This is a genomic window from Desulfitobacterium dehalogenans ATCC 51507, from assembly GCF_000243155.2.
Taxonomy (GTDB): domain Bacteria; phylum Bacillota; class Desulfitobacteriia; order Desulfitobacteriales; family Desulfitobacteriaceae; genus Desulfitobacterium; species Desulfitobacterium dehalogenans.
Window position 1 is genome coordinate 1,332,610 of sequence record NC_018017.1, and the last position, 23,415, is coordinate 1,356,024.

The window sequence follows — 23,415 nt, forward strand, 5'->3', positions numbered from 1 at the left end:
TTATGGAATTGACACATTTTGATGAAGAAGGCCGGGCACGTATGGTGGATGTCTCGGATAAAGCGGAGACCACTCGAGTGGCTACAGCCCGGGGTAAGGTAGAGATGCAACCGGAAACTTTAGAGAGAATCCGGTTAGGGCAGATTGCTAAAGGGGATGTATTGGCGGTAGCCCAAGTCGCAGGAATCATGGCAGCCAAACAAACTTCAAATGTTATTCCTATGTGTCACCCTTTGGCTATTACAGGGGCTAAACTGAATTTTGAAATTGTTCCTCCAGGAACCATAGAAATCGAAGGAATCGTCAAGGTCACGGGGAAAACCGGGGTTGAGATGGAAGCTCTTACAGCGGTAAGCGTAGCAGCTTTAACCATCTATGATATGTGCAAAGCTATCGACAAGACCATGGTCATCGGCGATATCCGGCTCATGGAAAAAACCGGTGGCAAGAGCGGTCATTTTATGCGCGAAGACCATATAAGCTAAAAGATTGGGGAGAAAGATGAATGGCGAAAATTATTGCAGTTTGTACAAGTGAGAAAAAGGGGATGCGGAAGAAGAACGTGGGCGAGGGAATCCTGAAGGTTAATTTTGGTATTGAAGGTGATGCCCATGGGGGAGATTGGCATCGTCAAGTAAGTTTGCTGGCTTTGGAAAGCATTAAGAAGATGCAGGACATGGGGCTTGATGTGGGACCGGGAGATTTCGCTGAGAACTTAACCACCGAAGGAATTGATCTGGTTAGCCTGCCCCTCGGCACAAAACTGAAGATTGGTGAAACCGGCGTGGGGGAAGTGACCCAGATCGGTAAAGAGTGTCATACCCGTTGTGCTATTTATTATCAAGCGGGGGATTGTGTTATGCCGAAGGAAGGGATCTTTATCCGTGTTCTGGAAGGTGGTCCTATTGGGGTGGGAGACACTATTGAGGTGATGGAATAATGCTAAGGGTTGGGGTTATAACAGCCAGTGATAAAGGTGCCCAAGGTCAAAGAGAAGATCTTTCCGGTACTGTTCTCAAGGAATTGGTGAAAGAGATTGACGGCGAAGTCGTTCTCTATGCCATCCTTCCGGATGATCAGGAGCTTTTGGCTCAAACTATGAAAAAGTGGGTGGATGAAGATGGCTTGGACCTTATTCTGACCACGGGAGGTACAGGCTTCTCCTTACGTGATGTTACCCCAGAGGCCACTATCGCCGTTGCGGATCGGATGGTCCCTGGTATTGCTGAAGTAATGCGTTATGAGAGCTATAAAATTACCCCGAAGGCTATGTTGAGTCGAGCGGTAGCCGCCTTGCGCAAGAAGACCTTAATCATCAATATGCCGGGTTCTCCTAAGGCTTGTAAGGAGTGTTGGGCCGCTCTTGTTCCTGCTCTGCCCCATGGAATTCAAATCCTCAAAGGCGAAGCCGGCGAGTGCGCTGCTCCTACTCATCAATAGAGATATTCAGCAGAAAATATTTTTTGAGCTTGTCACCCCTGTCCTTTTCCTGCGTATTCTATAGTAAGCAGAAGTGGAAATGGGGTGATATGGTTTTGAAAACTATTGCTTTTGTTGATTATGAAAATATATGGACAGGACTATTTGAACAAGGTTATGAATTAACTCCGGAAATCCTCATGGAATCCATTCAATTGTACGCTAAACGAAACCACTATGTCCTATCCGCTATTTATCTCTATGCTAATTTTGATCGGGAGGAATTCTGGCGTACCCAGACTTCCTTTGAGAAGACTCATGTATATACGCGTCATGTCTACGGAAAAAGTAATTTCGCCAGCACAGGATTAAGGCGAAATGCGGCGGATGTGGAGCTCATACTGGAAGCGCAGGAAATCTTGCTTACCCGTACCACGACTTTTGATGTATTTCTCCTTCTAACCGGGGATGGAGATTTTTTGCCCTTAGTTCGTAAAATAAGAGCCTGGGGAAAAGAAGTTAAGGTCATCGGCGTGGATGGAAGTATACACCATGAGCTGCAACCCTTTAGTGATTCTGAGGATTTTTTCAGCGAGCTTCTCACTCAGGAGCGGCCACGGGAATATAAAGCAGAAAAGGATCTTGAGCAAGGAATCTTAATCCTGGCTCAGCTTCAGTCAAGTATGGCGTATGTTGCCTCTACCAAAGCAAGGACCGCTCTTTCGGAGCATCTAGGGGCTACCACATCACAAGTGAAAGACCTTATTCGCCATGCTTTAAAAGAGGGGATCCTCTTTGAACAAGAATATGCAGATTCTGGTTTAAAGATCGGTAAAACAAAGATTTATCTTTTAAATCTTGACCATTCTATGGTTCAAGCTGTTCTGGGTTCAGCAATAGAAGAGATTCGCAAACGCTATGAGAAGCTAGGAGTCCTTTGATGATTTTCTGTGTGAAAAGGTATGGGATAATGAAGCAATAGAAAAAGGGATATCTGGCTTTGAGGGGGCGGATATCCCTTTTTCTAAAATGAAATTATAGTTTTTTGCCCAAAGAATGAATAAACCCCCCGGGGACTGGTCAATATAGTGCTTAGTGAATGCAAGTAGAAGCAATGATATTCTGTCAATTTAAGAGTGATGCAATAAGGAGCAGATATAAGGAGAAAATAGAAGGTTTTCGACTGTAAATCTCTTAAAAATGCAAATGACAGGATTTGATTTCTTCATCTACCTTGCATATTATTATAGTATGATGTTAGCACTCAATAGGAATGAGTGCTAACAATAGCAAAATAATATTTTAGTTCTTAAGGAGGGACTTTCTTCAATGAACATTAAGCCTCTAGGTGACAGGGTAGTCATTAAAGCACTCCCTATGGAAGAAAAGACAAAAAGCGGAATCATCATGCCGGATACGGCTAAGGAAAAACCTCAAGAAGGTGAAGTCGTTGCAGTAGGACCTGGAAAAGTGGAAAAGGGAGAGCGCATTGCCCTCGATGTTAAAGTGGGTGACCGCGTGATTTATTCCAAATATGCTGGTACTGAAGTAAAGTATGATGGTCAAGAGTATCTCATTCTTAAGGAAACTGACATTTTAGCGGTTATTGGCTAGGACATACTCTTTGCTTATCTACTTAGGAAACTTGACATTGCATAATGCTTTCTAACTTATCGAGTCTTAAATTTCGGATTTTTAAGGAGGAACTTACAGGTGGCAAAACAAATCGTTTTCAATGAAGAAGCTCGCCGTGCACTAGAGCGTGGTGTTAATGCTTTGGCTGAATCTGTCCGGGTAACTCTCGGACCTAAAGGTCGTAACGTGGTTTTGGACAAAAAATTCGGCGCGCCTTTGATCACCAATGACGGTGTGACCATTGCTCGGGAAATTGAACTGGAAGATCCATTTGAGAATATGGGTGCTCAGCTTGTTAAAGAGGTTGCAACCAAAACCAATGATGTAGCAGGGGATGGAACCACCACTGCAACCGTATTGGCTCAAGCGATTATTCGTGAGGGTTTAAAGAACGTGGCTGCCGGTGCTAATCCTATGGGTATCAAACGGGGCATTGAGCAGGCTGTTGAATCGGTTGTCAATGATATTAAAACCAATGCTAAGCCCATTGAAAGCAAAGAATCCATCGCTCAAGTAGCTTCTATCTCCGCTGGCGATGATAACATCGGCGTTCTGATTTCTGATGCTATGGAAAAGGTCGGAAAAGACGGCGTAATCACCGTAGAAGAAGCTAAAGGAATGACTACCGAGCTTAAAGTTGTAGAAGGTATGCAATTTGACCGGGGCTATCTCTCTGCGTATATGATTACTGATACCGATAAGATGGAAGCTGTTTTAAATGACCCTTACATCTTAATTACCGATAAAAAAATTGGCGCTATCGCCGACATCCTCCCCGTTCTTGAAAAAGTCGTTCAAGCCGGCCGTCAACTTCTGATTATTGCCGAAGATATCGAAGGTGAAGCTTTGGCTACTCTCATTCTGAACAAACTTCGCGGAACCTTTACCTGCGTTGCCGTAAAAGCTCCTGGCTTCGGTGATCGCCGTAAGGCAATGCTGGAAGATATCGCGATTCTCACCGGTGGTACCGTCATTACCGAAGATCTTGGCTTAAAGCTGGAAAACACTACGATTGATATGCTGGGCCGTGCTCGTCAAATTCGCGTAACTAAAGAAGAAACCACCATTGTAGAAGGATCCGGTTCTCAAGATGATATTAAGAGCCGTGTGGAAGCCATTAAAAAGCAAATCGACGAAACGACTTCTGATTTCGATCGCGAAAAACTTCAAGAACGTTTGGCTAAATTAGCCGGCGGTGTTGCTGTAATTCAAGTAGGCGCTGCAACAGAAGTTGAAATGAAAGAAAAGAAACTCCGCATCGAAGATGCTTTAGCTGCAACCCGCGCAGCCGTTGAAGAAGGTATCGTAGCCGGTGGTGGTTGCGCTTTAGTGGATGCTGCCCAGGTTCTCGACAGCCTCCAGCTGACTGGAGACGAAAAGACCGGTGTAGCTATCGTATGCCGTGCTTTGGAAGAGCCTCTCCGTCAAATTGCCAATAATGCAGGATTTGAAGGCTCCATCGTTGTGGAGAAGGTCCGCAATGGTGGTCGTGGGGTAGGATTCAATGCTCTGACCGAAGCATATGAAGATATGATTGCTGCCGGTATCGTTGACCCTGCTAAGGTTACACGTTCTGCTCTGCAGAATGCAGCTTCCATCGCTGCTATGCTCCTTACTACCGAATGCATAGTTTCCGATATTCCATCTAAGGATAATGGCGCTGCGGCTGCTATGGCTGGTATGGGCGGCATGGGTGGAATGGGCGGTATGATGTAGGCTTAAGAAACCCAAAAGCGTAACATAATTAAGTAAAGATATCCATACCCTTGTTGAGTATGGATGAGAATTAGAGGTTTCTCATGAGTTCACTGAACTTGCGGGAAGCCTCTTTTTTTGTTTTCCGATGTTTTTGCCTTCTAGGCATTCTTTAGGCATCTTCGGATGCTTTTAGTTCGACTATTCCGAGGACTTTCATTCTGTTATCATGCGACAGCTTACGAAAACTTGATAAAAGAGCCAGTTCATCCTCCGTTAACTCAACGGGGGATATTTTTTTGTCACTTATTCCATAGATATCATCCAGTCTAATCTCTAAGAAGTTGCAAATATTCAGAAGAGTAGATATGTCGATAGAGTTGGTTCCCTTTTCCCACGATGATATCGTGTTATCTCTTACTCCTAGATGGTTGGCTAATTGTTTCTGGGTTATACCTCTTCTTTCGCGATATTTGCGTAAGTTTTCAGCTACCCTTACCTTAACTGATTCCATTAATAACCACCCCTTTGTGTTAATTATACTTGTAATTATGACCTTAATCAAGATAAACATTCATAAAGTATGAATAAAAGATATTGATTATTCATTATTCATGAAGTAAGATAGTGTTATGAGTTCATAAAGTATGAAGTTAGGGGGTGAGGATATGGTAGGCGAAAATATTAAGCGGTATCTAGAAAACAAGGGTGTTACTCAGGTTTTTTTAGCCGAGAAAGCTAAGATTTCAACCGGAGCTATCAATCAAATGTTAAACGGTAAACGAAAAATCATCGTAGAAGAATACCTTGCTTTGAAGTGCCTTAAGCTAATCGCGGCTTATCGTACTCGAAAGTTGGACAAGCTTCCTAAAAACAGGTGGGCCGAGATATTGGTAAGGGGAGGGACAATAAAGTCATGACTGATCGAGATCAAAAGGTACAAGAGCTGTTTACGATATCCATTAGCTTAGTCCCAAAAAAGCAAGCCTAATGAAGCAGATCAAAAGAAAAAGGCCCGAAGTCCTGGCAGACTTAACGGGCGGAATAAAAATAATCTCTGATGTCAGTATATCACAATCTGAATTTATTGGTAAACTCCTACTCGACAGTGACACACACCAGTGGATATGTGATGTGTCCAGAGTGTTTGGAGTAAGCATGCGTAGAAAAGAGGAGTTGAGTGGCGGTGGAAGAAAGAATTGAAAGGCATATTAATCAATATGTCGAAGCAGAGCTTAGGAATTATCGGACATACAAAAAACTTATTGAGGAATACGATAAAGAGTTGCTGTATACAGGTGCTAAATCGGGGCTTGGTAAAGACCCAACAGGGAGATTCTCACAGAATCAGATAAGCGACCCAACACATGATGAAGTAGCGAGGATTATCGCTAATGAGCAGAGAGTTAGCAGAATGAAAGATGTTGTGAAGTGTATCGAGGATGTCTTGGAAGAGTTGTCGGAAGAGGAAACAAGATTAGTCGAGATGAAATATTTTAAGAGTTGCTATACAGACTTTGGGATCATCAGTGAGCTGCACATAGGGCAAACAAAGTACTATGGAGACAAAAGAAGGATAATCAGAAGGTTTGCTTTAAGGATGCGATTGATATAAACGTAGAATTTGCGAAGTATTCAGCACCATTTCCGTAGTATTATGGTATCAGTGAAAGGCGTCCAGAAATGGGCACCTTTCATTATTTATAGGAGTGCCCCTTTCGACAATTCTCCTCTCGGGCGGCTAGGTGAAATATAGACTAGCCGCTTTGGCTATGCTTTAGATAGTGATGTAGTTGTGAAGATTATAGGGTAAGATTGCGAACCGAGGATATTTAAAGCATTTACCAAGTTATTGGTAGGTGCTTTCTTTATATTTATTTTTGCCGCTTCGGTACTGTCGGCGCAAAACAACAGGACTCCACCGGACACGACCGGGCAAAAAGTAATGATGAAAGGATGATTCTTATGAACAAAAAGCAGTATGAAGAGGGGTTAAAGGCAGAGATTGCGAAGCTTCAAGCTTCCTTCGTGGAGTACAGTTGGGCACACTGGGTACCCGGTCATTGGGAGGAGAATCGTTTTGTCGAAGACAAAGGGGCAATCAAGATTAATAAGGAGGTGATGCCGGCCTATCGGGGGAACTACGGCTCTACCGGGATGCATGTCGGAAAAAAATGGCTGGGTGGAAGGCAGATTTATGATGACCACTTCTATGCAGGAGATGGAACAAGTCAAGAATGGCCAGTCGTCAAAGAAGGAGTGATCCGATGAGCGCTATTACAGTTAATGGGGTACGGGATAGTGTTATAACACTATTACATCAGCATTTCTCCGGCATCTCTACTTATGGCGAAGAGATTCTGCAAGGTCCTGATAAACCTTATTTTTTTGTGAAGCTTTTCCAGGTGTCTCAGGATCAGCTCATCAGCCAGCGATATCAACGGAACCACTCTTTCGATATTCACTACTTTCCGGCAGCGGTGGATGAGGGCGAAGAAAATCGGCAAAATGAGGAGATGCACGGCATAGCTGAGCAGCTGTACGAAAAAATGGAGCTGATCCCGGTGATAGGCGGGGATGATGAACCAATGCGAGGTACGAAAATGCGACATGAAATTATCGACGGAGTGCTGCATTTTTTTGTGGATTACAACTTTCAGATCATAAAAGAGACGACACTCGATCCACTGATGCAGACGATGGAACAGGAGGGATTTATTCGTGGCTAAGAAAGATAAACCTGTTGAAAAAGTATATTCAAAGTCGCAGATCCTGCAATCAAAGCAATTCACGGCACAAAGAGACGTATTAAAGGCTTTGCTGAGGGATGGCGTCAACTATACCAAGAATGAAGCTATCTCAATTCTTGGTGATTTTTTAACAAAGGAGGCTAAATAAAAATGGCAGCAGGCACATTTACAAATCAAAACAAGGTGAGACCTGGCGTATATATTAATTTTAAATCTGAGCCCCAGGTAGGAAAGACTTTGGGCGAACGGGGGATTACATCCATCCCATTAATTCTAAGCTGGGGCGAGCCCAATAAAATTATAACCATCGAAGCTGGCGAGGATGTATTTACGAAACTGGGGTATCCCATCAAGGATTCTAAATTACTCTTGATCAATGAGGCTTTGAAACGTGCCAGGAAACTACTTCTCTATCGACTGAACGTTGGCACGAAGGCGACGGCAACAGTAGGAAACTTGACGGTATCGGCCAAGTGGGGCGGAGTCCGTGGTAACGATATTACCATCGTTATTCAGGAAAATATCGATGATGAGACAAAGTTTGATGTATCGACCTTAGTGGACGGAGCCGAGATCGACAAGCAAACCGTGTCCGATATCGACGGTCTTACCGCAAATGATTGGGTCATTTTTTCTGGTACCGGCACCCTAATAGAAACAGCAGGTGCTCCACTAGTGAACGGGTCTGATGGAACCGTGACGAATCAGGCCTATGTCGATTATCTGGCTGCTGTGGAGATTTTCGACTTTAACACGATTGCGCTGCCTAGCACAGATGATACGCTCAAGGCAACCTTCACGGCCTTTGCCAAACGGCTCCGGGACGACGAAGGGAAAAAGATCCAGGTCGTTCTTGAAAATTACCCTGCTGCTGATTATGAGGGTGTGATTAGTGTTAAAAACGGCGTAGTACTCTCTAATGGAACTACCCTGACAGCAGCTCAAGCGACAGCGTGGGTGGCCAGTGCAACTGCGGGGGCACAGGTAAATGAATCGCTCACCTATCAGGCCTACGAGGATGCAGTCGATGTAGCTCCCCGGTATACCAATGCCCAGATCGTTGCGGCGTTGCAGGCAGGGGAATTCTTATTTACCGCGAATGACAACCAGGCGCTGGTGGAGCAGGATATTAACACCCTGACCAGCTTCACGGTGGATAAAGGAAAGCAGCTCGCCAAGAACCGAGTGATCAGGGTCCTGGATGGAATAAACAATGATTTTGTCCGGATTTTTTCGAAGTTCTATATTGGCAAAGTATCCAATAATGCGGATGGACGGAACCTGTTGAAATCAGAGTGTATTAACTACATGAACACCTTACAGGGTATTGATGCAATTCAGAATTTTGATGCTCAATCGGATATAACAGTTCAAGCCGGTAATGATGTGGATGCGGTCTATATTGAGGCTTACGCATGGCCGGTAGATAGCATTGAAAAGATTTATGTTCTTGTACGGATTAAATAGAAAGTGAAGGTGAGATAAGATGGCATATTTAAGATCGGAAGACGCAGTTAGCGGCAAGCAGGCCAAAGCTTTTGCTACGATCAATGGTCGGGTGGAAGAGTTATTTTATGCTAAATCCATTGAGGCTACCATTGAAAAGAATAAAGCGGATGTCCCTATTCTGGGCAGGACGAATGTGGGAAAGAAAGCTGCGGGCTGGGCCGGCAGTGGGACCTTGACGATCTATTATTTTACGAGCCTGTTCAGGCAGTTGATGATTGAATATGTGAAAACCGGGCGGGACTTCTATTTTGACCTTCAAATCGTCAACGAGGACCCAGCCTCTGGTGTAGGGAAACAGACAGTTGTGCTTAAAGGCTGCAATTTGGACAGCATAGTAGCAACTTCCTTTGATATCACTTCGGATGATCCTCTGGAAGAGGAGATGCCCTTTACTTTCGAGGATATTGATATGCTGGATCAGTTTAGTCGGCCTGTGACGGTATAAAAGCACTTTTTGAGGTTATATCATGCCGTGAGACACATCTCTAACTTCGCTTTTGAGGAGATCAGATAAAATGCTGGTCTCCTTTCCATTACCGTTGTTAAATGTTTTCTTAGTATTTGATGAAATTTGGGAGGAATAAAGAAATATGAGTGATTTACAAGATTTCTTAATGGACAGTTTTGAAGATGCAGAAATTATTGAACGCAAAGTAAGTCTTGGCGGGAAGGAAAAGATTATGAAGTTTAAAGCTATTTCAGCCGCCACAGGTGACGAGATCAGGAAGAGCTGCCGTAAAACAAGCTTCCATAAAGGTCAGCGGGTTGTTGAGACTGACCAGGATGCATTCGTGGCTAAACTGATTATTGAAACAACTGTATTTCCTGACTTCAAATCACAGGAGCTTCAGCAAAGCTGGGGGGTGCTTGGGGCTGAAAATCTTCTAAAAGCCATGAAAGCAAAAATGAAGGATGGTGAATATGCTACCGTTTCGACTATTGTCAGTGAAATTAATGGTTATGACACGAGCATGAACGATTTGGTCGAAGAAGCAAAAAACTAATTGAGGAGGGCAATGCTGAGTGGAATTACGCTTACTACGCCCTCCATGAGCTTCATATTTCGCCTGGTGCATTTATGAGATTGCCCCGTAATGAAAAGGCGGCCATTTATGCCATGATCGATATTCGCATCAAAAAAGAAAAGCAGGAGATGGCGAAAACAAGGAAAAAGAGATGAGGCGGCTAAGTCCAAAAGGAATAGCAATTGGTCAAAAACTTCGTCTTAACTAAGAACTCAAAAGGAGGTGGTAATGTGGCAACGATTAGTTCCGCATTGGGTATGTTTAATAAAATACCCAATGTTGCAGATAAGTTAATCCACGCTGCAAAAGTAATTGGTGAGCCAACAATGGGTGCTGCAGTAAAACAACAGCAGATTATAGATGCGTCACTTTCAGGAACAATGTTCCCCATATTCAAGCCCATAGACATAAACATATTGGAGCAGCTTAAAGGCTTAGTAATGCGGATTTCGAAGCTAAATCCAATAGAAGGATTAGTGGCAACGAGCAGTTCAGCATTGGGTATGTTTAATAAAATACCCAATGTTGCAGACAAGTTAATCCACGCAGCAAAAGTAATTGGCGAGCCAACAATAGGTGCGGCAATGAAACAACAGCAGACTATAGATACTTTTAGCGCAAAGGCCGGGAGTGAGCCTCTTGGTAAGGCGATTTATCATCGAATTACAAAGCAAGCTTTAGCATTAGGACAAGATGTGGATGCTTCACTTTCAGGAACAATGTCTTTCATGTCCAATACCATAGATCCAAGCAAATTGGAGCAGCTTAATGGCTTAGCAATGCGGCTCTCTATGCTAAATCCAACTGAAGGATTAGAAGGGGCCGCATCTTCGATGAAAGAACTGATGTCAGGCAACTATACATCAATGGCTGACCGCTTTAACATGAGCGGGGCAATGCTTGAAGGCAGTGAGGTGCAGCAGGCTGGACTTAAAGGAAATATCGATGAATTTATTAAAGGGATGGACGAATTATTAAACCAGCAAAACATGACTCAGGAAGCTTTTGAAAAGTTGCTGGACCGCCCGTTGGTAAAGTGGCAGAAGATTATTCAAATATTTAAGTATAGTATGGCTAACGCGGGGGAAGATGCTGCGAATGCTTTGTCCCCTCTCTTGGATATGATTATTAAAGGTTTTGAGTCTGACGAATTTAGACTGTTTCTTAACATTGTAAGCGTTGGGCTAACTGGGTTAGTTGCTGGAATCCAATGGGTAGTTACGATGGTTCAAAATGCATGGCCCGCTATTCTGCAGATATTTTTGGGTATAGGGACCTTGATATACAATCTGGGTGTGATTCTCTTGGGCTTAATGCCAATCATACTAGGAGTTGCGGCAGCTTGGTTGGTGCTGAATTTCGTTGTGAAGAAGAACCCCATCGGGTTGTTTATTAGTTCTGTAATAGGGCTTATTACTGTTTTGGTATCGTTAGGCTTAGTAACGAACGGAATCAGACAAGTGTTCTCTGATGCCTTTGGGTTTATTGTTGATGTTGTGGAAGACGCAATAAATGCAGTTTTTGGAATAATTAATGGTGCGATAAAAGGAATAAACGCAGTATCTGGATTCTTTGCTAATCTCTTAAATGTTGAGTCAAAACAAATACAAGAGATCCAAGTTAAGGCTGATTTTTCAGAATTTAAAAAGGCTGGACAAAATGCCATAGAGAATTTTTCAATAGATGATCTAAAAGCAAAGTTTGGGCTTGATAATAAGTTTAATAAGCAAGAAGACTATCCCCTAAACAATCCTCTAGAGGATTCCTTCCCCAACATTGACCGAATCGACAGAGTCGGCGAAGTCGGCAAAATCAATGACACCGTAGATATCTCCAGTGAAGATCTGAAGATTATGCGCGAGTTAGCCGAAATGAAGAACATCCAAAACTTCGTAACGCTCACCCCGACGGTATCTGTGACCACAGGAGACATCCGCAATGGAAGTGATGCGGATACCATTGTATCCAAGATTAAGACCATGTTGGAGAGAGATATCGCATCATCGACATCAGCTGTGTATGGATAAGTCATAAAATAATGCCATGGAAAGGCAGGTGATACCAAAATGTCCTACAGCATTAGACTCAGTTTTAGTGAGGATGAAGCCTTCCAGCTCCCAGTAATGCCAGGAAGCATTGAAATAAGCAAATCCGGTAACAACCAAACCCAAGAAATCGTATCCTTGGGTGAGATTAACATCATTAAACATCCTCAGCTCATGGAATACGGATTTAGCAGTATCTTTCCAGCCCAGTTTTATCCCTTTGTGACAGCGCAAGTCATCCTGCAGCCGATAGAATATGTCCGGATTATCATCAGGTGGATGGAGTCTAAACAACCCATCCGTTTTATTTTTATTTCAGATCGCGTCGATATCAACACCTTAGCCAGCATCGAAAGCTTTGATTGGAAAGAGGTTGCCGGTGGCTCAGGGGATATTGAATACTCCATTAAATTGAAGAGGTATGTCTCCTATGCAGCCACAAGGGTCACAGAAGATATGATCATCGATAGAGGCGCCTCCACAGCCGTGCCGACTCCGACACCCTCCAGACCAAACGAGACACAGCAGATTAAAACGTATACTTTGGTGGCAGGGGATACCTTATGGGCTGTAGCTCAAAAGCACTTGGGCAACGGCGCTCGCTGGCCGGAAATACAGCAGCTGAATAGCATTACGGATGCTGAAATTAAGCGCCTGCAGATCGGTCGGGTGCTAAAACTGCCATAAGGAGAATTAAAGTTATGCTGAAAGTAGTCTTAGATAATAAAGACGGAAACGTTTGGGATATCTCTCGGATTGTCGCCGATGTGAGCTGGAAAACGAGTCGGATGGGTAAAGCGGGTAGCCTGGACTTTACACTCATTAAGACTGCATCTGATCAGGAGCCATTGTTCAAATACTCCAACGGGGATATTGTCCATGTGCAGATGCAGGATGGAACGAATGTCTTTTATGGATATATCTTCTCGATTGATAGTGGAAGCAGTGAGACGGTTAATATCACCTGTTATGACCAGTTGCGCTACCTCATGGCCAGCGAGACTTGTGTATGGACCAACATAAAAGCATCCGAAGTTGTTCAGAAGATTGCTGCGGACTTTGATCTAAAACTAGGGCGGATTGATGACACCGGCTATCTAATCCCCAGTGTACATGAAGACAACCAGAAGCTGATGGACATCATCTGCAAAGCCCTGGACCTTACCCTGATCAACACCGGCAAAAACTATGTCTTCTTCGACGATTTCGGAGCCTTGTCAGTTCGGAATGTCGAAGATTTTCTCTTGGATTTTATCATTGGCGACTACAGCCTCATGACAGACTTCAGTCATAGGGTTTCTATTGACTCTGACACCTATAATGTCATCAAACTATATAAGGACAATCAAGAAACAGGCAAGCGGGAAATTTACGAGGCGCATGACAGTGTCAATATAGCCAAGTGGGGAGTACTACAACTTTATCAATCCGTAGACGAAAACATGAACTATGCCCAAATCAATGAAATGCTCACAAATTTATCTGCGATTAAGAATCGCGAGACGAGATCCCTTAAGATTGAAGCTCTGGGCGACATTCGAGTCCAGGGTGGCCGTTATGTAAGAATTCAAATAGCAGAGTATGGGATTAATCAACCCTTTCTGGTCGATGAATGCACTCACCGCTTTAATGGAGTGGACCATACCATGAGTCTTGAGTTAAGGGTCATTTGATAATTGAGGAGGTGATGAAATGTCTAGTTTATTAGACTTGATCAAAGCAGCAGGAACTGATGCTGTCAATGCATCTAACCCTGTGAATATCCTTTTTGGCGAGATCTTAACGGTGAATCCGCTCAGTGTCAAAGTCGATCAACGTTTTACACTGCCGGAGGATTTTTTAATTGTGCCGGAGGGGGTGACAAATTACGAAGTGGATTTGCAACATACGCATCAATACACTGACAATGGGTCTGCGAGTAACACTTCGGAAGCCTTAACTTCCAAAATCGTGATTCGTTCCGGGCTTGCCCCAGGGGATAGGGTCCTGATGCTTAAGGTCCAGGGAGGGCAGCGTTATGTCATTTTAGATAAGGTGGTGACAACATTATGATACCTACTGGTGGAAGAATTACCCATGGGACGATCCAATATGCCGAACGGCCTTCCCTCACATGGAGAATTGATCCGGAAAAAGAGCGCATCACCGGGAGACTGGACGGACTGGAATCTGTGCAACAAGCCGCTGCCAAAATTCTGCAGACGCAGCGGTTTCGTCATTTGATCTATACTCCGAATTATGGCTGTGAGTTAAGTCAATTGATGGGCATGAATCCGACTTTCATGAAGTCTGAAGCCACGAGGATGCTTCAGGAGGCATTGACTCAGGATGACCGGATCATAGGAGTCGAGAATGTGCAGACCACAGCTACTGGGGATAGCCTGCTGATTGAGTTTACGGTGGTCAGCACCTACGGGAGCTTCGATATGACTCAGGAGGTGAGTGGTTAATGTATGAACATCAGACCTATGAGGCGATTCTGGCCAGGATGCTCGCCCGGGTGCCGGTGACCATCGACAAGCGGGAGGGCAGCCTGATTTACGATGCCTTGGCCCCGGCAGCGGCGGAGCTGGCTCAGTCATATGCTGAGTTAGAGGTCAACAACAATCTTTCTTTCGCAGATACGGCCAGTGGGGAATTTTTAACCCGCCGGGTCGCTGAGTTTGGAATCAAGCGGAAGGTGGCTACAAAAGCCTGGCGGCGCGGCGGATTTCTGGACAGCAATAGTGCTCTTCTTAACATTCCGCTAGGCAGCCGCTACAGTATCGGTGGGCTGAATTATACAACTATTGAACAGATCAGTACCGGCGTGTATGTCCTTGAATGCGAAACGGCTGGAACGGCAGGCAATCAGCAGTTTGGGGATTTGCTCCCTATCGCCTATGTCAATGGTCTTGCCAAGGCGGAACTCACCGAGGTGCTAGTTCCAGGTGAGGATGAGGAGACAGATGAAGCCCTGCTCTCAAGATATTATGAGACGGTTAACGAACCGGCTTTTGGCGGGAATATGGCAGATTATAGGCAGAAAATCAATGCTATTAATGGTGTCGGAGGAAGCAAAGTCTTTCCAACCTGGGCCGGCGGCGGGACCGTGAAATGCACGATTATTGCTGCTGACTGGACTAAGCCATCTCCCGAATTAGTGAATGAGGTCCAGTCCACCATGGATCCGGAAGAGAATCAAGGTATGGGGCTGGGGCAGGCACCTATCGGCCATACCGTGACGATTACCGGGGTGGATAAGGTCACGGTGAATGTGGAAACGACGCTCACTCTTGCGCCCGGCGTAACTCCTGGGCAGGTTCAGTCCGATGTGGAAGCGGTCTTAGACGCCTATCTTTTAGAACAAAGAAAAGCCTGGGCTGCTCAGACCCAGATCATCGTCCGGACGGCACAAATTGATGCCCGGATGCTTACGATCCAAGGCGTCGAAGATGTGATTGGAACAAAGCTTAATGGGATGGAGGCCAATCTCGTGCTTGACGAGGAAGAAATTCCAATCCTGGGGACGGTGGTTATAAATGAGTAAGTCGATTAGAGAGTATTGGCCCAAATTGCTTGATAACATCTTAGACTTTCAGATTCTAGCTGATACGGTGGATACCGAAATACTATCTCTCGATGGCGCAAGGGATCAGCAATTCGCTGATCAATTCGTTCTCACTTCGGGCTACGAGGCGATAAAACATCGGGAAAGAATATTGGGCATCCAGGCCGATCCCACGACTGAAAGGCTGGACTTCCGGAAAAAACGGATTATTAATCGGTATTCATCCAAGCCACCCTTCACCATTCGCTATCTTCAGGACCGTTTGGATTTTCTGGTAGGTGAAGAGAAAGCAACTGTTAGTGTAGATGTTCAAGACTTTCTTCTTTTTGTAGAAGCAGCAATTGAAGATGCGGCCCTCTTTAAAGAGGTCGAGAGAACAATAAAAACCATCAAACCGGCAAACTTGATCTATAACCAGCAGACCGCTTTGGGTGATCATATCTCTCTTGAAGAACATATCGGTTTCCGTACGTTAGAGAGACAAGCTCGACTAGGCATAACATGGAGATTAGGGATTACGCTCTTTGCTGTAGCAGGTCCGGAGGTGATCATAAAGTGATATCAACAAAATTTTTATCCAGTATAGCAGGATATGTAGATGGTCAAGTAGCTAAAGTTGTATTAAATGGAAGCTATGAAATCACCAGCTTCAAAGTCAAAGAGACAGGGCAAGGCTTGGTTAATATGCAATATGTCGTTCCTGATGGTGCGGTTCCGATAGTCTCTTTAATCGAGCTTAGGGATAGTTCAGATACTGTCATCAGCTCAAATGAAGTATATGTACCGATTACTGCGGATACGATCATAACGCAATCCATTCGAGTTAAGGAGGGTTGAGAATGGCAAAGACAAATTGGCAATATGGTGAAATTGTCACCGAGGAAGATTTTAACCAATTGGGGCAAGAAATGAATGAAGCCACGGCTGGATTAGCTGTTCTGGAAGAGCAGATTGGGGAAGCGGAACAAATCAGCAAAGCCTACACCGATCAGCAAATTCAGCTGGTTACAGCTACCGGCATCCCCAAACTGGTAACCTACTCATATGTACTGACAGCTGGCCAGCAGGATCAAACTGATTTTGAAATACCTTTGGAAACCTTCGTCAAGGAAACAGACACGGTGACTGTTGCCCAGAATAGCACGGTGTTGAGCACGGAGCGATACAGTATCATTGACCCGAAGACAGTTCGATTGGCTGAAGGAGTAAATATAGGAACAGAAATATTTATTCAGGTATGGAAGAACGTGCCTATCGGTCCGGATGGAGCGATATCTGCGGCAGTGCTGGCTAATGATACTGTGACAGAGTCGAAGATGGCTGATGAGATGAAAAAGGATATCCCTGGAGGAGTGGCGGGGTATGATACATTTGCTACACATTTGGCGGAAAATGCGAAGCATGTCCCTCATTTAGGCACAACGACAAATGTAGGTAACGCTTACAGTGTTACGAGTTCGGAGATAATTGACGGCAATGATAAATTCAGTGTTAAATTCAACGCTGTTGCAACTGGTACAGCAACTCTTAAAATTTCATCAGACGGGACAGCAAGAACATTAAAAAAACCTGATGGGAGCGATTTTAAACCAAAGGCAGGAATATATTCATTCATTCGAGATGGAGTAAATTTTCAGTTGTTGGGTGAAGGGGGTGAGTACGGGAACGCACAACCTCAACATGTACTATCCCCTTATACAATTGGCACTGACGAAGGAGTAGTACCTGGAACAATCCCCAGCAAGGGAGCGCAGACCTTTACACCCGGCACTACCAACCAGACCATAGCATCTGGACAATATCTAAGTGGTGTGCAGACGATTGCTGGAAGTGATAATTTGAAGCCTGAGAATATTAAAGCAGGGGTTAATATTTTTGATAAGGTTGGGACATTGCAACCTGCGTCTGGTTCTAATGTATATAAGAGTTTTAGTTTCGGCAACAACCCCTCTAGAGTTTCTGGAACCCAGTATAGCGAATATTTTACTATAGATGGTTTGAGTTTTACTCCGCGTCAAATCGTTGGTTACGGAACAGCAATAGGTACTGGCAATGATGTTACTGGTATTTTAGCATATGGCGAATACTTAACAACCCAAGTATCAACAGCTTATGGGTACAATGTACTGAAATTTAATGATGTCCAGTTCAGCTATGGAAAAGTTGTATTTAGACTTTCATTTTATAAAATGCAAGGAGACAATGGCGTAGGATTTGGAGCAATCTCTCTTATAGTGGCATAAATACAAGATAATATGGAGCATTCCTGTAGTAGTCAAAAATGAGCTTTGTCAAAAAGAAGACCTCACGTTACAATTTGAAAGGACTGTTGGCCAACAGAATCCAATCAAAATAACGGAGGTCATCCCCAATGAATTTTACACAAAACGAGAAACTAAAGCAACTATCCGAAAGAAGTATTGTGATCGGAGTGGACATCGCCAGCGAGCTTCATTACGCCAAGGCTTTCGACTGGCGAGGAGTCGAGCTAGGCAAGGTATTCAAGTTTGAAAACAGTGCTGAAGGATTCAAGGATTTCTACGCATGGATTGAACATTTAAAAAGGCAAGCACAAAAGGACTGTACAGTGGTAGGCGCAGAGCCAACCGGTCATTACTGGTTTGGCCTGGCATCCTACCTAAAAGAGCAAAGCATTAAGCTGGTCCTCGTCAACCCATTCCATGTAAAGCGTAGTAAGGAGCTTGATGATAACCACCCCAGCAAAACGGATGCAAAGGACCCCAAAACCATCGCTAAGCTGGTCATCGAGGGCAGATACAATGAGTCCTATATCCCGGAGGGGATCTATGCAGAACTGCGAATAGCAATGGCCTGCAGGATGCGCATCCAAAAGGAAATGAACAGTATAAAAAATCGTGTTCAACGGTGGCTGAAAATCTACTTTCCCGAGCATGAAACGGTGTTTGGAAAGTTTGATGCCACGAGTAGCATGCTGGTATTGCAAGTTGCCCCGCTACCTAGGGATGTTGAAAGACTTGGAGCAGAAGGAATCAACCGAATTTGGAGAGACAACAAGTTGAGAGCAGTGGGAATGAAAAGGGCTAAGAGCCTGTATGAAGCTGCTCAGAAGAGCATTGGTTGCACCGAAGGAGAGTCTTGTTCCCGAATGGAAATCCAGCTATTACTGCAAGACTATCATACTAAAACAGCACAATATGAGGCAGTCACTGAAACCATCGATGGGTTGTGCCGTCAGATACCCGAAGTAGCCAAGTTGCTTGAAATTAAAGGTGTTGGCCTCGTTACCGTGGCAGGTTTTCTCTCCGAAGTTGGAGATATTAGACGCTTTAATCTCCAAAGCAAATTCAAAAGCTAGCGGGCCTAGCCTTGCGAGAAAGTAGCTCGGGTAAGCACAAAGGACAGACCACGATCAGCAAGCGCGGCCGCGCACGACTAAGGGCGATTCTATTTCAGGCAGTGATGCCGCTCGTCGCCAAAAACGCAGAGTTTGCAGAGATACACACCTACTATACGACAAGGCCCAAGAATCCACTGAAGAAGAAGCAATCGTTAATAGCCTTAAGCTGTAAACTGATTCGGGTGTTTTATGCCCTATTAACAAAGGGTATAGACTATGACCCGAACAAGCTAATACAGGACATTCATCGTCCAGTTGAGTATTTAGCAGCGTAACAGAATAGCAGAGAAACCATAAAAAGTAACGGTCTGTGGGTAAAGCGTCACCACAGAAGCGAGTCATCCAGGTAACCTAACAAGACACAAGAGCTGGTAGTCAGTCGAATAAATCACCATTAGAGCAATGACTCGGTTGAGGAGCATAACTGACACCCAATCATGGATAGGTGGAACGAAGGAATTTAGGGCAGGTTTTATAAGCTTGACCCTGTTAGACATGGGAGGTTTACCACCGTGAGAATTATGGGTTTACAACGGCCAACATATCAATAGCAGACGTTGGCTTTGCCATACCCGAATTCTCTGAATGAGGCATTCTATGCGAATTCTATCCGTGGTGAGTTAATTTGGTTCGTTAGAAATTCTATGAAAAAGCGAGATATTCAAAGAAATCATAAGATATTATAGGGAGGGTGATTACAAAATGCAAATAGGAAGAAAAATATATTACGAATTAACCATTGGTGATGTGGTTTTAACCACACTTGAAAAACTAAACGGTATTAACACAACCAAAGAACAAGACTTTGCTATGTACGATGCTTTGCAAGCATATAGTCCAGAAGCAATAGGAGTTATGCAGTTAGAGTATGGACAATACCAAAGTGATTTTTTAACTGCAAATTCTTGGAAAGTGGATTTAGAGACGGGTAGTTTAATCTTTAACTATCCAATTTTTGAACAACCACTTTCTATAAAGGTGGAGCAATTGGAGTCAGAGAATACAAGTTTAAGAAGTCAGGTGTCGCAGATGGAAACTACAATCTCTAATCAGCAGTCTTTGATTGACGAACTCACCTTGCAACTCGGCCATGCACTACTAGGAGGTGCTTTATAATGAGTTTTTGGGCTAATTATGTACTACTCAAAGAAAAGCAAGGGCAGGATAGGGCAATCACTTTACAAATGATCGAGGACAAGTTTGGAGCGGAGAAAAGACAGGAAATCGAGACAGAGCTTGCTGCATAATAGACCCATAATGCGACATAAAGAGGAATGATTTACTTTATAAGGAAGGTGAAATAATGGCCGGAAAAATTACGAAAGAAGAATTGCATCCATTATTATTACAAAAAATAGATAATTTTGCTGCGCATGAGGCGGAAAGTACGCCACATCGATTCACTGACACAAGCACTGGAAAAACCTTTAAATGGGGTATGAAAGCCGTGAATGGTGTAGCGGTACTAGTCTATGAGGAGGTGGTCTAAGTGGCGGAGATTTACATAGCTGACAAACCTACACTTGATTCTGTTAAAACAAATACAGATACTGTAAAAACCAATGTTGGTAGTAATGCCGATAGTGCAAGTGCATCAGGAAGTATACATGCAAAGTTAAAAGACTTAAAAACAACCATAGAATCAAGCGGAGGAAGAAAGTATCAGATATTTACGGCTAACGGAACTTTCACCGTGCCTGCGGGAGTTAGTATGATTTATGTTACTGCTGTAAGTGGGGGCGGTGGTGGAGGTGGTGGAGGTGGTGGTGGCAGTGGTGGCTACTCCGCATACGATGGGGTTAGTGGTGGTACTGGGGGTGCGACCTCACTTGGATCTCTGCTATCCATACCGGGCGGGTCTGGTGGTCGGTATGGCGGTAGAGGTGATGACGATGCCAATAAGCTTGGTACTGGGGGGCCTGGTGGGCCAATAGCATCGGTGGTCAGCATGTATGATAATTTTAGTTGGCCAGGATATGTAGGGAATGACGGGGTTAATGGTGGTAATGGTGCAGGAGCAAAAGTCGGATGGTGCGGTATAGGTAATGGAGGCGCAGGTGGAAAAGGAGGATTGGGCGGCCACAACGGTGGTGGCGGGGGTAGTGGAGCAACTGGCGCAGCTGTATTTGAGTTTCCCCTTCGGGTAACCGCAGGAGCTAATCTTGCTGTAAGTATTGGTGGTGGCGGAGGAGGCGGTGGAGGCGGAGCAGGTTACGGTGGAGGATCAAACCCCGGACAACCTGGAGCTCAAGGGCTTGTTGGAAATCCAGGTATTATGATCATATCATGGTATGTGTAAGGGAGGGGATGACATGAAACTTTGTCAAATAATTAACGAAGTAGCCTGGTGGATATTCGAAGCTGACTCCATGCCTGAATTTGCTGACGCTCCTGGGGTAGTGTTGAAAGACATAACAAACCTTGACCACCAACCCAAAGAGGGCTGGTTGTATAATGAGGCCACCGATACTTTTTCCCCTCCACCCGAACAGGAGCCTCTCCCTGAACCTTTACCATCATTAGAAGAAATGCAAGCACAAACCCTGTTAAACACTGAATACCTTGTCTGTTTAGCAGAGATATCAAATTTATAAGGAGTGTTGATTTATGATCTATAAACTTTGCAAACAGGTCATTGAGTCTGGAAATTACGAATATCAATCTATGTTGATGAAATTGGACGTATATCTGCTGGCCAATAGGATTAAGCCAGAAGAGTACACAGAGCTAAAAAGCTTGATGGATGCTGCGTAATAGACCCAAAATGCGCAACACCAAGAACGCCACATAGGGCGTATTTTTTATGCTCCAAAATAGGTCAATCACAATAGTGACGTGTAATTCATATAATGTACAAGCTTGAAAGAGGTGATAGCCTTTGGACTTTACAGTTATCACAGCCCTAATTGGGATTGTAGCAACTTTGTCCGGAATCATCTTAGGTTGGTCGGCAAGGGCAAAGGAAGCTAAAAACGAAGTCAGAAAAGATGCAGAAATAGATACAGTAATCCGGATGGACATGGAATATTTAAAACGCGGGGTAGACGATATCCGGATAGAGCAGCGGGCACAAGGGCAGCGCATGGATGTCATGGGCGAACGCCTTACTCGAGTTGAAGAGTCATCTAAACAGGCTCACAAGAGGATTGACCGCATCGAGCAGAAAGAAGAGTAAGTAAAATGCCACAAATTGAATGGGTAGGCACACCGAACTTTAGATCCGGGCGCAATGGTCGTAAGCCGTTAGCCATTGTGGACCATATTACTGCCGGCTATTATCCAAGCTGCTTAAGCTGGTTGCAGAATCCTGAATCCCAAGCAAGTGCACATTACCTGGTCTTAAGAAACGGTCGCATATTGCAGTTGGTCGAAGATAAGAACACAGCCTGGCATGCCGGCATAGTGAACCAACCGAATTGGAGCCTGTATGACGGAACGAACCCTAATTTCTACACCATCGGCATTGAGCACGAAGGAAGGCCTGGGGACGGGCTGACAGAAGCTCAGTATCAGTCCACATTATGGTTCCATCGGGAGTTGCTGGCTAAATATCCAGCAATAAAGATAGACAGTGACCATATTATAGGTCATTACAGAATTGACAGTATAAACAGACCAAACTGCCCAGGGACTAAGTTTCCCTGGGCTAAGTTATTTGCTGATTTGAAGGGAGATCATGAAGTGGATAACCTCGTAATCTATGCCGATGGGGATGTAGGAGCTGCGCTTTTGCTCAGCTTTAAGCTAAAGTGCCCGATGGTCCATAAGGCCTTTGCAGATAAAATCCAAGCCGAGAATAAGCACTGGATTGGGGTACAGGGGGCAAACAGCAATGGGAATTACTACTATGCCGGGAGTGATCGGGTAGAGACTGCGAAATTAGGGTTATAAAGGGGGATCAACCATGGAAACTGCCTTAGGTTATGTCCAGAATGTTTGGGGGCTGCTACTTGTTGTGGCAGCTTTTATTATTTATTTGCTTAGTCAGGGAAGGGCAAAAGCGGGGAAGATTTTGCTTTCACTGATGCTGAGGTTGGAGAAGCAAGCTGAAGAGTATGCGCTGCAGACTGGTGAGGAAAAGTTCGGCTTCGTGGTAGAGCGAGGTTATCAACTGCTGCCGAAGTATGTAAAGATAGTTATTACCAATAAGATGTTTGTTGAGCTAGCCAATAAATTATATGAGGAAGCAAAAGATTATTTTTTGAACCTAGACGAAAAGCCCATCCAGGCACGAGTTAAGGACCGTAAGGAAACTGATCCTGAATAACTAACAAAGCCCTCTCTCGCTTATCCAATAGAATAAAAGGCATTCGACAAATTACCCCTTGAACAATAAAGGAACATATGTTCTAATGTAAAGGAAATATATGTTCTTGAGGGGGTGTGATATGGAAAGAACAAACTAGAA

34 protein-coding genes and 1 pseudogene are annotated in these 23,415 nt (G+C 44.3%); 34 read left to right on the forward strand and 1 reads right to left on the reverse strand.

The window, feature by feature from the left end; genetic code table 11:
* Positions 1-2 precede the first annotated feature (2 nt).
* The 6 genes from moaC to groL all read left to right on the forward strand — a co-directional run bounded on the left by moaC (position 3) and on the right by groL (position 4,770).
* The gene (moaC, locus tag DESDE_RS06445) at positions 3-485 is read left to right on the forward strand and encodes a cyclic pyranopterin monophosphate synthase MoaC (protein ID WP_014793237.1); all 483 of its coding nucleotides are present in this window, start codon (positions 3-5) and stop codon (positions 483-485) included.
* A gap of 20 nt (positions 486-505) precedes the next feature.
* Positions 506-940 (forward strand): MOSC domain-containing protein, encoded by a 435-nt coding sequence (locus tag DESDE_RS06450; protein ID WP_014793238.1) that lies wholly within the window; start codon positions 506-508, stop codon positions 938-940.
* A complete protein-coding gene (locus DESDE_RS06455) occupies positions 940-1,440 on the forward strand; it encodes a MogA/MoaB family molybdenum cofactor biosynthesis protein (RefSeq protein WP_014793239.1) in 501 nt (166 codons plus the stop codon). Before DESDE_RS06450 ends, DESDE_RS06455 begins: the two co-directional genes overlap by 1 nt.
* Positions 1,441-1,535: 95 nt before the next feature.
* Positions 1,536-2,360, forward strand: a complete 825-nt coding sequence (locus DESDE_RS06460) for an NYN domain-containing protein (protein WP_041917353.1) — start codon at positions 1,536-1,538, stop codon at positions 2,358-2,360.
* A gap of 388 nt (positions 2,361-2,748) precedes the next feature.
* Positions 2,749-3,033 carry a co-chaperone GroES gene (groES, locus tag DESDE_RS06465; RefSeq protein WP_014793241.1) on the forward strand — a complete coding sequence of 95 codons (285 nt, stop codon included), beginning with the start codon at positions 2,749-2,751 and terminating at the stop codon, positions 3,031-3,033.
* A 99-nt stretch (positions 3,034-3,132) separates the two neighbouring features.
* On the forward strand, positions 3,133-4,770 hold the full coding sequence (gene groL, locus DESDE_RS06470; protein ID WP_014793242.1) for a chaperonin GroEL: 1,638 nt from the start codon (positions 3,133-3,135) through the stop codon (positions 4,768-4,770).
* A 151-nt stretch (positions 4,771-4,921) separates the two neighbouring features.
* On the opposite strand, the gene DESDE_RS06475 is transcribed toward groL, so the two are convergent.
* Positions 4,922-5,263 carry a helix-turn-helix domain-containing protein gene (locus DESDE_RS06475; RefSeq protein ID WP_014793243.1) on the reverse strand — a complete coding sequence of 114 codons (342 nt, stop codon included), beginning with the start codon at positions 5,261-5,263 and terminating at the stop codon, positions 4,922-4,924.
* Between the two features lie 154 nt (positions 5,264-5,417).
* Here DESDE_RS06475 and DESDE_RS06480 point away from each other — a divergent pair, with 154 nt between their 5' ends.
* The 28 genes and pseudogenes from DESDE_RS06480 to DESDE_RS06600 all read left to right on the forward strand — a co-directional run bounded on the left by DESDE_RS06480 (position 5,418) and on the right by DESDE_RS06600 (position 23,274).
* Positions 5,418-5,669: a helix-turn-helix domain-containing protein gene (locus DESDE_RS06480; protein ID WP_014793244.1), complete on the forward strand. Its 252-nt coding sequence runs from the start codon at positions 5,418-5,420 to the stop codon at positions 5,667-5,669.
* Between the two features lie 70 nt (positions 5,670-5,739).
* Positions 5,740-5,952, forward strand: a complete 213-nt coding sequence (locus tag DESDE_RS06485) for a hypothetical protein (protein ID WP_041917225.1) — start codon at positions 5,740-5,742, stop codon at positions 5,950-5,952.
* Positions 5,936-6,364: a transcriptional regulator gene (locus DESDE_RS06490; protein ID WP_014793245.1), complete on the forward strand. Its 429-nt coding sequence runs from the start codon at positions 5,936-5,938 to the stop codon at positions 6,362-6,364. Before DESDE_RS06485 ends, DESDE_RS06490 begins: the two co-directional genes overlap by 17 nt.
* Before the next feature lie 350 nt (positions 6,365-6,714).
* The gene (locus DESDE_RS06495) at positions 6,715-7,020 is read left to right on the forward strand and encodes a hypothetical protein (protein ID WP_014793246.1); all 306 of its coding nucleotides are present in this window, start codon (positions 6,715-6,717) and stop codon (positions 7,018-7,020) included.
* Positions 7,017-7,478, forward strand: coding sequence for a phage tail terminator family protein (locus DESDE_RS06500; protein ID WP_014793247.1), 462 nt, complete (start codon positions 7,017-7,019; stop codon positions 7,476-7,478). Before DESDE_RS06495 ends, DESDE_RS06500 begins: the two co-directional genes overlap by 4 nt.
* Complete coding sequence (locus DESDE_RS22005) at positions 7,471-7,647, forward strand: hypothetical protein (RefSeq protein WP_014793248.1); 177 nt, start codon at positions 7,471-7,473, stop codon at positions 7,645-7,647. The genes DESDE_RS06500 and DESDE_RS22005 overlap by 8 nt, the downstream gene beginning before the upstream one ends.
* 2 nt (positions 7,648-7,649) lie before the next feature.
* Complete coding sequence (locus DESDE_RS06505) at positions 7,650-8,966, forward strand: phage tail sheath family protein (RefSeq protein ID WP_014793249.1); 1,317 nt, start codon at positions 7,650-7,652, stop codon at positions 8,964-8,966.
* A gap of 19 nt (positions 8,967-8,985) precedes the next feature.
* Positions 8,986-9,453: a phage tail tube protein gene (locus DESDE_RS06510; RefSeq protein WP_014793250.1), complete on the forward strand. Its 468-nt coding sequence runs from the start codon at positions 8,986-8,988 to the stop codon at positions 9,451-9,453.
* Positions 9,454-9,598: 145 nt separating this feature from the next.
* Positions 9,599-10,012 carry a phage tail assembly chaperone gene (locus DESDE_RS06515; RefSeq protein ID WP_014793251.1) on the forward strand — a complete coding sequence of 138 codons (414 nt, stop codon included), beginning with the start codon at positions 9,599-9,601 and terminating at the stop codon, positions 10,010-10,012.
* 524 nt (positions 10,013-10,536) lie between these two features.
* Complete coding sequence (locus DESDE_RS06520) at positions 10,537-12,060, forward strand: phage tail family protein (RefSeq protein ID WP_242831399.1); 1,524 nt, start codon at positions 10,537-10,539, stop codon at positions 12,058-12,060.
* A 39-nt stretch (positions 12,061-12,099) separates the two neighbouring features.
* Entirely contained in the window at positions 12,100-12,765 is a 666-nt protein-coding gene (locus tag DESDE_RS06525; RefSeq protein ID WP_014793253.1) for a LysM peptidoglycan-binding domain-containing protein, read from the forward strand.
* Positions 12,766-12,779: 14 nt separating this feature from the next.
* The gene (locus DESDE_RS06530) at positions 12,780-13,751 is read left to right on the forward strand and encodes an XkdQ/YqbQ family protein (RefSeq protein ID WP_014793254.1); all 972 of its coding nucleotides are present in this window, start codon (positions 12,780-12,782) and stop codon (positions 13,749-13,751) included.
* Between the two features lie 19 nt (positions 13,752-13,770).
* The gene (locus tag DESDE_RS06535) at positions 13,771-14,130 is read left to right on the forward strand and encodes a DUF2577 domain-containing protein (protein WP_014793255.1); all 360 of its coding nucleotides are present in this window, start codon (positions 13,771-13,773) and stop codon (positions 14,128-14,130) included.
* Complete coding sequence (locus DESDE_RS06540) at positions 14,127-14,528, forward strand: DUF2634 domain-containing protein (RefSeq protein WP_014793256.1); 402 nt, start codon at positions 14,127-14,129, stop codon at positions 14,526-14,528. Before DESDE_RS06535 ends, DESDE_RS06540 begins: the two co-directional genes overlap by 4 nt.
* Positions 14,528-15,607, forward strand: a complete 1,080-nt coding sequence (locus tag DESDE_RS06545; RefSeq protein ID WP_014793257.1) for a baseplate J/gp47 family protein — start codon at positions 14,528-14,530, stop codon at positions 15,605-15,607. The genes DESDE_RS06540 and DESDE_RS06545 overlap by 1 nt, the downstream gene beginning before the upstream one ends.
* Entirely contained in the window at positions 15,600-16,187 is a 588-nt protein-coding gene (locus DESDE_RS06550) for a putative phage tail protein (protein ID WP_014793258.1), read from the forward strand. Before DESDE_RS06545 ends, DESDE_RS06550 begins: the two co-directional genes overlap by 8 nt.
* Entirely contained in the window at positions 16,184-16,465 is a 282-nt protein-coding gene (locus DESDE_RS06555) for a hypothetical protein (RefSeq protein WP_014793259.1), read from the forward strand. The genes DESDE_RS06550 and DESDE_RS06555 overlap by 4 nt, the downstream gene beginning before the upstream one ends.
* A 2-nt stretch (positions 16,466-16,467) precedes the next feature.
* Positions 16,468-17,871, forward strand: coding sequence for a hypothetical protein (locus tag DESDE_RS22435; protein WP_014793260.1), 1,404 nt, complete (start codon positions 16,468-16,470; stop codon positions 17,869-17,871).
* A 128-nt stretch (positions 17,872-17,999) separates the two neighbouring features.
* Positions 18,000-19,282 (forward strand): annotated as a pseudogene (locus DESDE_RS06565) (IS110 family RNA-guided transposase).
* A 427-nt stretch (positions 19,283-19,709) separates the two neighbouring features.
* Positions 19,710-20,123, forward strand: coding sequence for a hypothetical protein (locus DESDE_RS06570; protein WP_014793261.1), 414 nt, complete (start codon positions 19,710-19,712; stop codon positions 20,121-20,123).
* On the forward strand, positions 20,123-20,254 hold the full coding sequence (locus DESDE_RS22710; RefSeq protein WP_014793262.1) for a hypothetical protein: 132 nt from the start codon (positions 20,123-20,125) through the stop codon (positions 20,252-20,254). The genes DESDE_RS06570 and DESDE_RS22710 overlap by 1 nt, the downstream gene beginning before the upstream one ends.
* A gap of 56 nt (positions 20,255-20,310) precedes the next feature.
* Positions 20,311-20,496: a hypothetical protein gene (locus tag DESDE_RS06575; RefSeq protein ID WP_014793263.1), complete on the forward strand. Its 186-nt coding sequence runs from the start codon at positions 20,311-20,313 to the stop codon at positions 20,494-20,496.
* A gap of 222 nt (positions 20,497-20,718) precedes the next feature.
* Entirely contained in the window at positions 20,719-21,306 is a 588-nt protein-coding gene (locus tag DESDE_RS22715; RefSeq protein WP_282433508.1) for a hypothetical protein, read from the forward strand.
* 13 nt (positions 21,307-21,319) lie between these two features.
* Positions 21,320-21,601 carry a hypothetical protein gene (locus DESDE_RS06585; protein ID WP_014793265.1) on the forward strand — a complete coding sequence of 94 codons (282 nt, stop codon included), beginning with the start codon at positions 21,320-21,322 and terminating at the stop codon, positions 21,599-21,601.
* A 13-nt stretch (positions 21,602-21,614) separates the two neighbouring features.
* A complete protein-coding gene (locus DESDE_RS22010; protein ID WP_014793266.1) occupies positions 21,615-21,761 on the forward strand; it encodes a hypothetical protein in 147 nt (48 codons plus the stop codon).
* 124 nt (positions 21,762-21,885) lie between these two features.
* Positions 21,886-22,182, forward strand: a complete 297-nt coding sequence (locus DESDE_RS06590) for a hypothetical protein (protein ID WP_014793267.1) — start codon at positions 21,886-21,888, stop codon at positions 22,180-22,182.
* A 5-nt stretch (positions 22,183-22,187) separates the two neighbouring features.
* On the forward strand, positions 22,188-22,898 hold the full coding sequence (locus DESDE_RS06595) for an N-acetylmuramoyl-L-alanine amidase (RefSeq protein ID WP_014793268.1): 711 nt from the start codon (positions 22,188-22,190) through the stop codon (positions 22,896-22,898).
* A gap of 13 nt (positions 22,899-22,911) precedes the next feature.
* Positions 22,912-23,274 carry a hypothetical protein gene (locus DESDE_RS06600; protein WP_014793269.1) on the forward strand — a complete coding sequence of 121 codons (363 nt, stop codon included), beginning with the start codon at positions 22,912-22,914 and terminating at the stop codon, positions 23,272-23,274.
* Positions 23,275-23,415: the final 141 nt, after the last annotated feature.

Excerpts from the sequence above, each read along its gene's own strand:
- DESDE_RS06520 (WP_242831399.1), top strand. The coding sequence starts at position 10,537 with ATGTTTAATAAAATACCCAATGTTGCAGACAAGTTAATCCACGCAGCA.
- DESDE_RS22435 (WP_014793260.1), top strand. The coding sequence starts at position 16,468 with ATGGCAAAGACAAATTGGCAATATGGTGAAATTGTCACCGAGGAAGAT.
- moaC (WP_014793237.1), top strand. The coding sequence starts at position 3 with ATGGAATTGACACATTTTGATGAAGAAGGCCGGGCACGTATGGTGGAT.
- DESDE_RS06540 (WP_014793256.1), top strand. The coding sequence starts at position 14,127 with ATGATACCTACTGGTGGAAGAATTACCCATGGGACGATCCAATATGCC.
- DESDE_RS06500 (WP_014793247.1), top strand. The coding sequence starts at position 7,017 with ATGAGCGCTATTACAGTTAATGGGGTACGGGATAGTGTTATAACACTA.
- DESDE_RS06510 (WP_014793250.1), top strand. The coding sequence starts at position 8,986 with ATGGCATATTTAAGATCGGAAGACGCAGTTAGCGGCAAGCAGGCCAAA.
- DESDE_RS22010 (WP_014793266.1), top strand. The coding sequence starts at position 21,615 with ATGATCTATAAACTTTGCAAACAGGTCATTGAGTCTGGAAATTACGAA.
- DESDE_RS06450 (WP_014793238.1), top strand. The coding sequence starts at position 506 with ATGGCGAAAATTATTGCAGTTTGTACAAGTGAGAAAAAGGGGATGCGG.
- DESDE_RS06525 (WP_014793253.1), top strand. The coding sequence starts at position 12,100 with ATGTCCTACAGCATTAGACTCAGTTTTAGTGAGGATGAAGCCTTCCAG.
- DESDE_RS22710 (WP_014793262.1), top strand. The coding sequence starts at position 20,123 with ATGAGTTTTTGGGCTAATTATGTACTACTCAAAGAAAAGCAAGGGCAG.
- groES (WP_014793241.1), top strand. The coding sequence starts at position 2,749 with ATGAACATTAAGCCTCTAGGTGACAGGGTAGTCATTAAAGCACTCCCT.
- DESDE_RS06480 (WP_014793244.1), top strand. The coding sequence starts at position 5,418 with ATGGTAGGCGAAAATATTAAGCGGTATCTAGAAAACAAGGGTGTTACT.
- DESDE_RS06530 (WP_014793254.1), top strand. The coding sequence starts at position 12,780 with ATGCTGAAAGTAGTCTTAGATAATAAAGACGGAAACGTTTGGGATATC.
- DESDE_RS06505 (WP_014793249.1), top strand. The coding sequence starts at position 7,650 with ATGGCAGCAGGCACATTTACAAATCAAAACAAGGTGAGACCTGGCGTA.
- DESDE_RS06455 (WP_014793239.1), top strand. The coding sequence starts at position 940 with ATGCTAAGGGTTGGGGTTATAACAGCCAGTGATAAAGGTGCCCAAGGT.
- DESDE_RS06475 (WP_014793243.1), bottom strand. The coding sequence starts at position 5,263 with ATGGAATCAGTTAAGGTAAGGGTAGCTGAAAACTTACGCAAATATCGC.
- DESDE_RS06485 (WP_041917225.1), top strand. The coding sequence starts at position 5,740 with ATGAAGCAGATCAAAAGAAAAAGGCCCGAAGTCCTGGCAGACTTAACG.
- DESDE_RS06600 (WP_014793269.1), top strand. The coding sequence starts at position 22,912 with ATGGAAACTGCCTTAGGTTATGTCCAGAATGTTTGGGGGCTGCTACTT.
- DESDE_RS06535 (WP_014793255.1), top strand. The coding sequence starts at position 13,771 with ATGTCTAGTTTATTAGACTTGATCAAAGCAGCAGGAACTGATGCTGTC.
- DESDE_RS06575 (WP_014793263.1), top strand. The coding sequence starts at position 20,311 with ATGGCCGGAAAAATTACGAAAGAAGAATTGCATCCATTATTATTACAA.
- DESDE_RS06595 (WP_014793268.1), top strand. The coding sequence starts at position 22,188 with ATGCCACAAATTGAATGGGTAGGCACACCGAACTTTAGATCCGGGCGC.
- DESDE_RS06550 (WP_014793258.1), top strand. The coding sequence starts at position 15,600 with ATGAGTAAGTCGATTAGAGAGTATTGGCCCAAATTGCTTGATAACATC.
- DESDE_RS06570 (WP_014793261.1), top strand. The coding sequence starts at position 19,710 with ATGCAAATAGGAAGAAAAATATATTACGAATTAACCATTGGTGATGTG.
- DESDE_RS22715 (WP_282433508.1), top strand. The coding sequence starts at position 20,719 with ATGATTTATGTTACTGCTGTAAGTGGGGGCGGTGGTGGAGGTGGTGGA.
- DESDE_RS06585 (WP_014793265.1), top strand. The coding sequence starts at position 21,320 with ATGAAACTTTGTCAAATAATTAACGAAGTAGCCTGGTGGATATTCGAA.
- DESDE_RS06515 (WP_014793251.1), top strand. The coding sequence starts at position 9,599 with ATGAGTGATTTACAAGATTTCTTAATGGACAGTTTTGAAGATGCAGAA.
- DESDE_RS06545 (WP_014793257.1), top strand. The coding sequence starts at position 14,528 with ATGTATGAACATCAGACCTATGAGGCGATTCTGGCCAGGATGCTCGCC.
- DESDE_RS06495 (WP_014793246.1), top strand. The coding sequence starts at position 6,715 with ATGAACAAAAAGCAGTATGAAGAGGGGTTAAAGGCAGAGATTGCGAAG.